This is a genomic window from Streptomyces sp. NPDC001231 (assembly GCF_042896885.1).
Classification (GTDB): domain Bacteria; phylum Actinomycetota; class Actinomycetes; order Streptomycetales; family Streptomycetaceae; genus Streptomyces.
The window spans coordinates 14,214-23,192 of sequence record NZ_JBIAXS010000016.1; the positions used below are offsets into that span (position 1 = coordinate 14,214).

9 protein-coding genes are annotated in these 8,979 nt (G+C 70.1%); 1 reads left to right on the plus strand and 8 read right to left on the minus strand.

Annotated features, from left to right (window positions below; translation table 11 throughout):
- Window positions 1–336: 336 nt before the first annotated feature.
- The 6 genes from ACFY3J_RS20405 to ACFY3J_RS20430 form a co-directional block, all read right to left on the minus strand.
- The gene (locus ACFY3J_RS20405; RefSeq protein ID WP_384176372.1) at window positions 337–804 is read right to left on the minus strand and encodes a flavin reductase family protein; all 468 of its coding nucleotides are present in this window, start codon (window positions 802–804) and stop codon (window positions 337–339) included.
- Window positions 805–890: 86 nt separating this feature from the next.
- Window positions 891–1,961 carry a MupA/Atu3671 family FMN-dependent luciferase-like monooxygenase gene (locus ACFY3J_RS20410; RefSeq protein WP_384176374.1) on the minus strand — a complete coding sequence of 357 codons (1,071 nt, stop codon included), beginning with the start codon at window positions 1,959–1,961 and terminating at the stop codon, window positions 891–893.
- A gap of 173 nt (window positions 1,962–2,134) precedes the next feature.
- Window positions 2,135–2,929 (minus strand): ABC transporter permease, encoded by a 795-nt coding sequence (locus ACFY3J_RS20415; protein ID WP_384176376.1) that lies wholly within the window; start codon window positions 2,927–2,929, stop codon window positions 2,135–2,137.
- A gap of 15 nt (window positions 2,930–2,944) precedes the next feature.
- Window positions 2,945–4,096, minus strand: a complete 1,152-nt coding sequence (locus tag ACFY3J_RS20420) for a methyltransferase (RefSeq protein ID WP_384176378.1) — start codon at window positions 4,094–4,096, stop codon at window positions 2,945–2,947.
- Between the two features lie 47 nt (window positions 4,097–4,143).
- A complete protein-coding gene (locus ACFY3J_RS20425; RefSeq protein ID WP_384176380.1) occupies window positions 4,144–4,932 on the minus strand; it encodes an ABC transporter permease in 789 nt (262 codons plus the stop codon).
- On the minus strand, window positions 4,929–5,903 hold the full coding sequence (locus ACFY3J_RS20430; RefSeq protein WP_390841416.1) for an ATP-binding cassette domain-containing protein: 975 nt from the start codon (window positions 5,901–5,903) through the stop codon (window positions 4,929–4,931). Before ACFY3J_RS20430 ends, ACFY3J_RS20425 begins: the two co-directional genes overlap by 4 nt.
- 309 nt (window positions 5,904–6,212) lie before the next feature.
- Here ACFY3J_RS20430 and ACFY3J_RS20435 point away from each other — a divergent pair, with 309 nt between their 5' ends.
- Window positions 6,213–6,746 carry a DUF3995 domain-containing protein gene (locus ACFY3J_RS20435; protein WP_384176384.1) on the plus strand — a complete coding sequence of 178 codons (534 nt, stop codon included), beginning with the start codon at window positions 6,213–6,215 and terminating at the stop codon, window positions 6,744–6,746.
- A 19-nt stretch (window positions 6,747–6,765) separates the two neighbouring features.
- Here the strand turns inward: ACFY3J_RS20435 and ACFY3J_RS20440 are convergent, their stop codons facing one another.
- Together ACFY3J_RS20440 and ACFY3J_RS20445 are read right to left on the minus strand one after the other, a co-directional pair.
- Window positions 6,766–7,554 (minus strand): thioesterase II family protein, encoded by a 789-nt coding sequence (locus ACFY3J_RS20440; RefSeq protein WP_384176386.1) that lies wholly within the window; start codon window positions 7,552–7,554, stop codon window positions 6,766–6,768.
- Window positions 7,551–8,822 carry a cytochrome P450 gene (locus ACFY3J_RS20445; protein ID WP_390841417.1) on the minus strand — a complete coding sequence of 424 codons (1,272 nt, stop codon included), beginning with the start codon at window positions 8,820–8,822 and terminating at the stop codon, window positions 7,551–7,553. The genes ACFY3J_RS20440 and ACFY3J_RS20445 overlap by 4 nt, the downstream gene beginning before the upstream one ends.
- Window positions 8,823–8,979: the final 157 nt, after the last annotated feature.

An 8,979-nucleotide genomic window follows, 5' to 3' on the forward strand; every position in this document is an offset into this window, starting at 1 on the left:
AGGGCGCATCCGCGCGGGGTGCGCCTACCCCTGCCGGGTGTGCCCTGCAGGGCGTGTCGTGCCGGGTGTGCCCTGCGGGGTGTGTCCGTGCCGGGTGTGCCCTGCGGGGTGTGTCCGTGCCGGGCGTGACCTGCGGGGTGTGTCCGTGCCGGGCGTGACCTGCGGGGTGTGTCCGTGCCGGGCGTGACCTGCGGGGTGTGCCCGTGCCGGGTGTGACCCGCGGGGTGTGCCCGGGCCTGACGTGACCGCAGGGTGTGACCGTGCCGGGCGTATCCGTGCCGGACGTGACCCGTCGGGTGTGCCCGTGTCGAGCGTGACGTGCCGGGTTGTGTCGTGTCAGGCGGGGTCCGGAGCCGTCTGGGGCCAGGCGGCGAACCGCCGGCGGCCGTAGAGCAGCGGTGTGCCGCCGCCGCAGTCGGTGCCGAACACCTCTCCGAATACGACGACATGGTCGCCGACGGCCTTGGCGTCGGCCACCCGGCAGGCGGCGAACGCGATGGTGTCACCGCCGAGCCGGGGGAGTCCGGCGCTGCCGACCGGTTGCCACGGCACGTGCTCGAAGTGACTGAGTGAGGAGTCGGCGAACAGGCGGGCGACGCCGCTCGCGCGGACCCCGAGCAGATTCACCCCGAAGAAGCCCTGGGCGCGCAGCGCGCCGAGCGTTCGACTGGTGACCGTCAGGCAGACGGACAGGACCGGCGGATCCAGGCTGACGCTCGAGAGGGAGGAGCAGGTCATTCCACGCGGCCGGCCGTCCGCGTCGACCGTGGTCACTACGGACACACCGGTCGGGAAGGAACTCATGAACGCGCGATACGTCCCGGCGCCGACCGGAGCCGGCTCCACATCCATCCCCTTCGCCGTTCCGCCCGGTGCCCCGGCGCGCGCGGTCACCGCGCCTGCTCGCGTTCCCGCCACGCCTGCCTGAGCCGGTCGAGATGGGCCAGTCCGGCCAGCACCTCGTCGGTCTCCACACCGAAGTCGATCAGGCAGGCGATCTCGTCCACGCCGATCTCGTACAGCCGCTCGCACATCCGCAGGCCGTCCTCGACCGTGCCGAACAGGCCGCTGGTCTCGAAGTAGCGGTCGAACGCCTGGCCGACCAGGAAGTCGATGTCCGTGGGGCTCATCTTGTTCAGATCCAGTGCGACCGCGTTCGCGCCCGCCGCCTTGGCGGCGTGGATGACCAGGTCGAAGGAGCTGGCCAGGTACTTGCTGAACGGTTCGCGGACCGTCTGCCTGACCTTCTCCCGGTCCGTGCCGAGGAAGGTGTGCAGCATCAGCGCGACATGTCCGTCGCCCTCGGTCTCGTCGTGGTGGTCGCGGAACGACTGCCGGTACTCGCCGACCCGCTTCTCCAGCACGTCGACGCCCTGGCCCAGCAGGTGGGTCAGCACTCCGGCGCCCATCTCGCCCGCCTCGCGGAACGTCTGCGGGTTGCCGGCGCTGGTCAGCCAGACCGGCAACTCCCGCTGGACCGGCGGCGGGAAGACCGTCACGTCGACGCTCTCGCCCGCGCCGTCAACGAGCGTCGCGGGCTCCTGGCGCCACAGGCTCCGGATCGCCCGCACCGAGTCGATCAGACCGGACCTGCGGGTCGGATATCCCTCCGGGCGGAGTACGAAGTCGGCGGCGTGCCAGCCGGAGGCGAATGCGATGCCTACCCTTCCCCTGGACAGGTTGTCGACGACGGACCATTCCTCGGCGATGCGCACCGGGTGGTGCAGCGGGGCCACCACACTGCCTGCCCGCACCGCGACCTTTTCCGTGACCGCAGCCACCGCGGCGCCCGTCACCGCCGGATTCGGATAGAGGCCGCCGAACGCGTGGAAGTGACGTTCAGGGGTCCACACCGACGCGAAATCGTGAGTGTCGGCGAACTTGGCTCCCTCGATCAGCAGCCGGTATCTGTCGCCGGCGTCCTCCTTGTCGTTCGCGAAATAGAAAAGGCCGAAATCCATGGCGCCTCCAGCCATCAGCGCGGGCGGTCGGTGGCCGAGCGATATACGGAATGGAGTCCGATTCGGCCGGCCTGATACGCGCAGCCTAGTCAGGGGAAAAACCCACTCCGGGTCAGTTCGAAAACTCTGTGTCCGGGTTTGAAACGTGTTGTTGGGGGCGGTCTCCGGCGGCCTCACCGCATCGGTCCGGCGCGGCCGTAGGCACGCGCCGCCGCCGGAGCCGTCACGGCGATCACCAGCAGACAGAAGGCGACGGCGAGCGGCGCCGCGTGGCGGTCCGGGAAACCGGCGCCGTTGGTCGTCCCCTCCGTGCCGAGCAGGTCGCGCACCGTGCTGTTCACCGCGGTCACCGGGTTCCAGCCGACCACCTGGCGCAGCCAGCCGGGCAGGCCGTCCGGGGGCACGAACGCGTTGGACAGGAACGTCGCCGGAAGGAGGCACACCGGTACGACCGAGGTGACCGCCTCCGCGTTGCGGAAGGTGAGCCCCAGATAGATCCCCAGACATGAACACCCCAGGCCCAGCAGCAGTTCCAGGCTCACCGCGGCCAGCGCCGCCGTCGGCCGGACACCGACGGCCCAGCCGGCGATCCACGCGGCGGGCACCACACTGACCATCGCCACCGCGACGGGCAGCGAGTCCACGAGGATCCGTCCGGAGAGGATGGCCGCGCGGTCGACCGGAAGGGAGCGGAGCCGGTCGAACATGCCGTTCTGGAGGTCGTCGACGACGCCCAGCGCGGACAGCGCGACCGTCGAGACGGCGAGCGAGGTGACCACACCCGCCGACACGTACGCGCCGTACTGCCCGCCGCCGGGAACCCGCATGCTGCCGCCGAACAGGACCCCGAGGCCCACCACCATCGCGACCGGCATCACGGTGAACCCGATCAGCTTCTCCGGCAGGCGCAGCAGATGCCGCAGGTGCCGGCCGGCGATCGCCCGCATGTCGCCGAGGAACTCCGCCATGTCGCCGCGGGCCGGTCAGGCGTGCCCGGCGAGCAGGATGCGGTGCATCGGGGTGTCCAGCACCGCGACCCGCCGCAGTCCGGCCGAGGCCAGCCACTGGTCGTAGTCGTTCAGCAGGAAGGCGTCACCGCCTCCGGTGGCCAGCATGGACGCGGCGAACAGCATCGCGAACCGGTCCTGGACCGACTTGGCGTCCTTCTCGTCGGTGACCAGGTGGTCGGCGATGCAGACCAGGCCGTCCCGCGACAGGGCCTCCTTGGACTTGCGCAGCAGCTCCTGCGCCGACTCGGGGGTCTGGAGATGGAAGATGTTGACGAAGACCAGCAGGTCGTGCTCGCGGCCCCAGCTCTCGGTCCAGAAGTCGCGCACCTGGACGTCGAACCGGTCGGCGACGCCGAGCCGTTCGGCCTGCGCCATGGCGATCGGGGCGATGCTCGGGGCCTCCAGGCCGGTGGCCCGCCACTGCTGGAACGCCCGCAGCAGCAACTGGCTGTACAGGCCGGTCCCGCAGCCGATGTCCAGCACGTGGGCCGGCCGGTCGGTGGGCCACTCCAGCGTCTCGAACCCGCCGCGCAGCGCCTCGACGATCGGCGGCGCCCAGAAGTTGATGCCGCGCACCAGGGATTCGTAGTTGTGCTCGGTGATCTGGTTGAGCTGGAGCCGGCCGGCCTCGTCGCGGTTGTCGCCGCGCACCGAGTCCGCCAGGTTGCGCCAGGAGTGCCAGGCCAGCTGGCGGTCGTACTCGATCTTGCCGACCAGGCTGAACAGCCCGTCCGGCAGCAGGCATTCGCGCATCTCATCCGGCATCCGGTAGACCGCGGGGCCGTCCTCGGCCGGGACGCGGTCGACGACGTCGTAGGCGTACAGGCCGTCCATCAGCACCCGCATCGCCCGCGGGTTCGCGGCGCAGGCCCGCGCGAGCTGGTCGCCGGTCTTCGGCCCGGTGCTCAACTCGGCGAACACGCCGAGGTCGTGCGCGGCCTCGATGACCCCGGGCGCCCACAGCGAGATCAGATGCTCGTACACCCGGTGGGCGGAGTGCACGACCTTGCCGGCACCCCGCCAGTCGGGAAGCAGCGTGGTGTCCACGAGCGGACGGACGTTGAGTTCCGGCGCGGGTGTGTCGCCCGCCTCGAAGTCAGCGGGCGTGGTGACACCAGGCGTCATCGCAGTGCTCCTTTGGGGGGTAGGCGGCGCCTTGTCGGGGGAGCGGCTCACCGGGCCGCCGCGGTCTGGTACCTGCGGGCGGCGAGCGGCATGGCCAGCGCGATCATCACCACGATCAGGACCACGGCGACGGGGACCGGGTGAACCGAGGGGAAGGAGGTGTCCCCGACGGAGGTGGGGTTGCCGAACAGCTGGCGCAGTGCCCCGACCACCGCCGACAGCGGGTTCCACACCGCGATGGCGCGCAGCCACTCGGGCAGCCCGCTGAGCGGGATGAACGCGCTGGACAGGAACGTGAGCGGCATCATGACCATGGACATCACCGCGCTGACCGCCTCGACGTTGCGCAGGGACAGCCCGAGCAGTGCGCCGAGCCAGGCGGCGCCCAGGCCGAGCAGCAGCAGGATGCCGAAGGCGGCCAGGACGCGCGGGGCGCCGGTGTGCACCCGCCAGCCGATCAGGGAGCCGACCGCGGCCATCACGACGATGGCGATCGTGGACAGCAGCAGGTCGGAGACGGTACGCCCGATCAGTACGGCGTAGCGGGACATGGGAAGCGAGCGGAACCGGTCGACGAGGCCGTTGCGCAGGTCGTCGACCACGCCGACCGCGGTGGTCTGCAGGTTGGCCAGCATGACCTGCGCGAAGATGCCGGCCATGATGTACTCGCGGTAGTTGCCGCCCTCGACCCGCATGGCGCTGCCGAACAGGAACCCGAAGACGATCACGTACATCACCGGCATCAGCGTCACGCTCAGCAGTCGCTCCGGCACCCGGGACAGATGCCTGAGGTGGCGGCCCGTCAGGGCGAGGCAGTCGCTCAGGAACTCGCTCACTTCGCCGCTCCTTCGGTCACCGGCCGCGTCGCGGGGCCGGTCAGGGACAGGAAGACCTCGTCCATCGAGGGACGGCTGAGCCGGAAGTCGGCCACCGGGATGCCGGCCCGGACCAGTTCGGTGGCCACCGTCGCGATGCCGCCGACGCCTTCGGTCATCGGTACGGACACCGTCCTCTTCTCCTCGTCCACGAGCGGTTCCTCGACGCCGAACCGGCTCAGCACCTTGGTGAGTGCGACGACGTCGTCCGAGGAGGCGGCCGTGACCCGCAGCCGGTCGTCGCCCACCCGGTCCTTCAACTCGTCCGGGGTGCCGTCGGCGACGACACTGCCGTCCTTCAACACCGCGATGTGGTCGGCGAGTTGGTCGGCCTCTTCGAGGTACTGGGTGGTGAGCAGGACGGTGACTCCGCGGCTCACCTGGGTGCGGACGACCTCCCACAGGGTCAGCCGGCTGGACAGGTCGAGTCCGGTGGTCGGCTCGTCCAGGAACAGCACCGGCGGCTCGGCGATCAGGCTGGCGGCGAGGTCGAGCCTGCGCCGCATGCCGCCGGAGTAGGTCTTCACCGGCCGGTCGGCCGCGTCGGTCAGGTCGAGCCGTTCGAGCAGCTCGTCCGCCCTGGCCCGGGTGGCGCTCCGGCCGAGGTGGTAGAGGGTGCCGATCAGCCGGAGGTTCTCCCGGCCGGTCAACCGTTCGTCGACCGCCGCGTACTGTCCGGTCAGCCCGATGCGCCGGCGGACCTCCTTCGCCTGGCGGCGCACGTCGAACCCGGCCACGGTCGCCTCGCCGCCGTCCGCGGAGAGCAGGGTGGCCAGGATGCGCACGGTCGTGGTCTTCCCGGCGCCGTTGGGGCCGAGCAGCCCGAACACCGTGCCGGCGGGGACCGACAGGTCGACACCGTTCAGCGCGTCCTTGACCTGCTTTCCACCGTAACGTTTGCTCAGCCCCTCGGCCCGAATTGCAATGTCCACGTATTCACCCCCATACGCTACGGGTTCACCGACCCGACGGCTGCCGCATCGGCGCCGCCGACGCTAGCAGCGGCGTGGCCGGAACCGGCCCCCTCATTGAAAACTCCGATATGCACGGGGTTCGTGCCTTCGCGCCCGGTGATAGCGTGCCCGCGGTGTGCTCGAGGCTTCGAGGTGAGGATTTGAATGGTGCACGAAACATTAATTCCAGGCGAAAATGACGAGAATTCACCTGGCCGGGATCGGGGCACCGAGCTGCCACCCCGGCCGGTCTGGGTTCACCTGGCTTTCGTCTTCACGCTGCTCTTCATGCTTCTCCACGTGTACTGGGCGGTGGGCGGTACCTGGGGACTGCCGCTCCTGGCGCGGCACAACAAGTCCGCGGTGCAGGCGGTCAACTGGGTGGTGAGCGCCCTCATGCTGTTCGGCGCGCTCTTCGTCCTCGCGCTGAATCGCCGGACGGGGAGCCGACTTCGTGCCTGGGTGCTGCTGGTGCCGATGTGGATCGCGGCGGTGGTGTGCGTCTCCCACGCCCTGTACGGATTCGTCACCAAGGCCCTGTACCTGAGCGGACGCCACGGCGCGGTCGACTTCCCGGTCGTGCCCGGTGTCGGCACGGCGGAGGCGGCCGAGGCGAACCATCTCTCGGCCGTGCAGGACCTCCTGGTGTTCGAGCCGTGCTTCATGGTCCAGGGCGTGGTGCTGGCCCTGGCCGCCTGGCAGTTCATCCGCACCCGGAGCGGCCGCCGTAAGTGGTGGACGTCGTTGGCCGTGGGCATCGTGGTGATCGACGTGTTCGGCGCCCTGCTCTCGCTCGCCGGCGCGCGCTTCGCGCTCTCCTGACTCCCCCCGCGTCGCCGGTTCAGCCGGCGACGCGGGCGGCGGCCAGGTGGCTGGTCAGACGGCCGGCCAGGTCGCGGACGAGGGCTTCGGGGTCGTCCATCAGGTAGAAGTGGCCGCCTGGGTAGACCCGGTGGTCGAAGCGGCCGGTGGCGCACACCGCCGCCCACTCCCGCAGGCCCTCGACCGGCACCTGCTCGTCCTCGCTCCCCACGTACGCGGTCACCGGGGTGGCCAGCGGGGTGACCGGGCGCGGGAGGTAGGTGCCGATCAACCGGAAGTCCGCCCGGATCGCGGGCAGTACCAGCTCCCGCAGGTCCGGATCGTCCAGCACCGTGTCGGCGTCGGGGTCGCCGAGCCGGCGTACCTCCGCCACGATCGCGTCGTCGCCGCGCAGGTGCACGCTCTTGGGCACCACGCGGTGCGGCGGCAACTGGCCGGAGACGAACAGCCGGCCCGGCGCCGAGCCGGTGCGCTGCTCGAGGCGCAGGGCCACCTCGTAGGCGACGGAGGCACCCATGCTGTGCCCGAACAGCACGAGCCTCTCTCCCGCGTAACACTGGAGCACGTCGGCGATCGGCGTGGTCAGCGCGCCCATCTCGTCGATGCACGGCTCCAGGACCCGGTCCTGACGGCCCGGGTAGCACACCCCGGTCACCTCGATGTCGTCGGGCAGCCACTGCGGCCAGTCACGGAACATGCTGGCCGCGCCGCCCGCATGGGGAAAGCACACCAGCCGCAGACGGGGGCGGGCCACCTTGCGGTAGCAGCGCAGCCACTTCGACGGGCTCACCCCGGCGGACGCGCTCACCGGTGCGCCCCGTTCCCGCTGTCGTAGGCGGCCAGCGCCGTCTCATCCGGCTGGAAACGCACCGGCAGGCTGCTCAGCCCGGTCAGGAAGTTGGAGTGGATCCGCTGCGGGTCGCCGGTGACCTCGAAGCCGGTGCTGTAGGTGCGCAGGGCGTCCAGCATCGCGTTCACCTCCACTCGGCCCAGGTACGCGCCGAGGCAGAAGTGCGGGCCGTAGCCGAAGGTGATGTGCTTGTTGGGCGACCGGTTCAGATCGAAGACGTACGGGTCGGCGAAGACCTCCTCGTCCCGGTTGGCCGAGCTGTTCCACAGCGTGACGATGTCGCCGGCGGCGATCATCTGGCCATGCAGCTCCACGTCGGTGACCGCGCGCCGGCCGAAGTGCATCGCCGGGGTCGCCCAGCGCAGCACCTCCTCGGTGGCCGACTCCAGTGTCACCTCGCGGTCGCGGAGCAACTGCCACTGGTCCGGGTGCCGGGTGAAGGTCCGCACCGCGTCGATCATGGACAGCCGGCTGGTCTCGTCGCCGCCGAGGATCAGGCTGTAGCAGTTGAGGACGATGACCTCCTCGCTCAACGGCTCGCCGTTCACGGTGCTGTTGGCGAGAACGCTGATCACGTCCTCGGTCGGCTTCGCCCGGCGTTCGGCGACCAGCTCGTTGAAGTACAGAAGGATCTCGTTGCGGGCGAGCCAGGCGTCGGTCGCCGACTGGCCCTCCTCGTTCGAACTGAGCGCGGACTTGTTGAGGTTCAGCAGGAACTCACGGTCCGCGGTGGGCACTCCGAGCAGGTCGGAGATGGTGTTCATCGGGATGTGCTCGGCGACGTCGGTGGCGAAGTCGCACTCGCCGTGCCGGACGGCCTCCACCACCAGGCGGGTCGTGTTGGCGCGGACCCGGTCGGTGATGGGCTTGAGGGCCTGCGGGGAGAAGGCCTTGAGCAGCACGTTGCGCAGATTCCGGTGCCGCGCGCCGTCGGTGACGGCGAGCATCCTGCCCGCGGCGGAGTCGCCCCCGGCGAGCAGCGTGACCAGCACGTTGCCCCGTTCGGAGGTGAGTCGCTTGTTGTCCTTGTACAGCGCCATGACGTCCGCGTACCGGCTGATCACCCAGAAACCCGGTGCGTCGCCGGTGGGCGGGTGCCAGTGGAGCGGTCGCGTGGTGCGCAATCGGCGCCAGTATTCCCGGAGTTCGTTCTCCTCGAACGTTCTGGGATCGGTCAGATCGACCGTGGAGACATCGTCCGGTGTCGACATCGTCTGCGCAGTCATGTTTCCACCATTCGTCGTGGCTGCGAAAGGGGATTGCGGCGGTGTGGGGGATGGCAGTGGGGTGTTCGACCGAGGAGGCATCCGGTTCAGGCCCGGGGAAAAGGAATCCCTTTTCCCCGGGCCTGAACCGGTCGGTCGATACGGGCTCCGGATCCGG

Excerpts from the sequence above, each read along its gene's own strand:
- ACFY3J_RS20405 (WP_384176372.1), bottom strand. The coding sequence starts at position 804 with ATGAGTTCCTTCCCGACCGGTGTGTCCGTAGTGACCACGGTCGACGCG.
- ACFY3J_RS20410 (WP_384176374.1), bottom strand. The coding sequence starts at position 1,961 with ATGGATTTCGGCCTTTTCTATTTCGCGAACGACAAGGAGGACGCCGGC.
- ACFY3J_RS20415 (WP_384176376.1), bottom strand. The coding sequence starts at position 2,929 with ATGGCGGAGTTCCTCGGCGACATGCGGGCGATCGCCGGCCGGCACCTG.
- ACFY3J_RS20420 (WP_384176378.1), bottom strand. The coding sequence starts at position 4,096 with ATGACGCCTGGTGTCACCACGCCCGCTGACTTCGAGGCGGGCGACACA.
- ACFY3J_RS20435 (WP_384176384.1), top strand. The coding sequence starts at position 6,213 with ATGCTTCTCCACGTGTACTGGGCGGTGGGCGGTACCTGGGGACTGCCG.
- ACFY3J_RS20445 (WP_390841417.1), bottom strand. The coding sequence starts at position 8,822 with ATGACTGCGCAGACGATGTCGACACCGGACGATGTCTCCACGGTCGAT.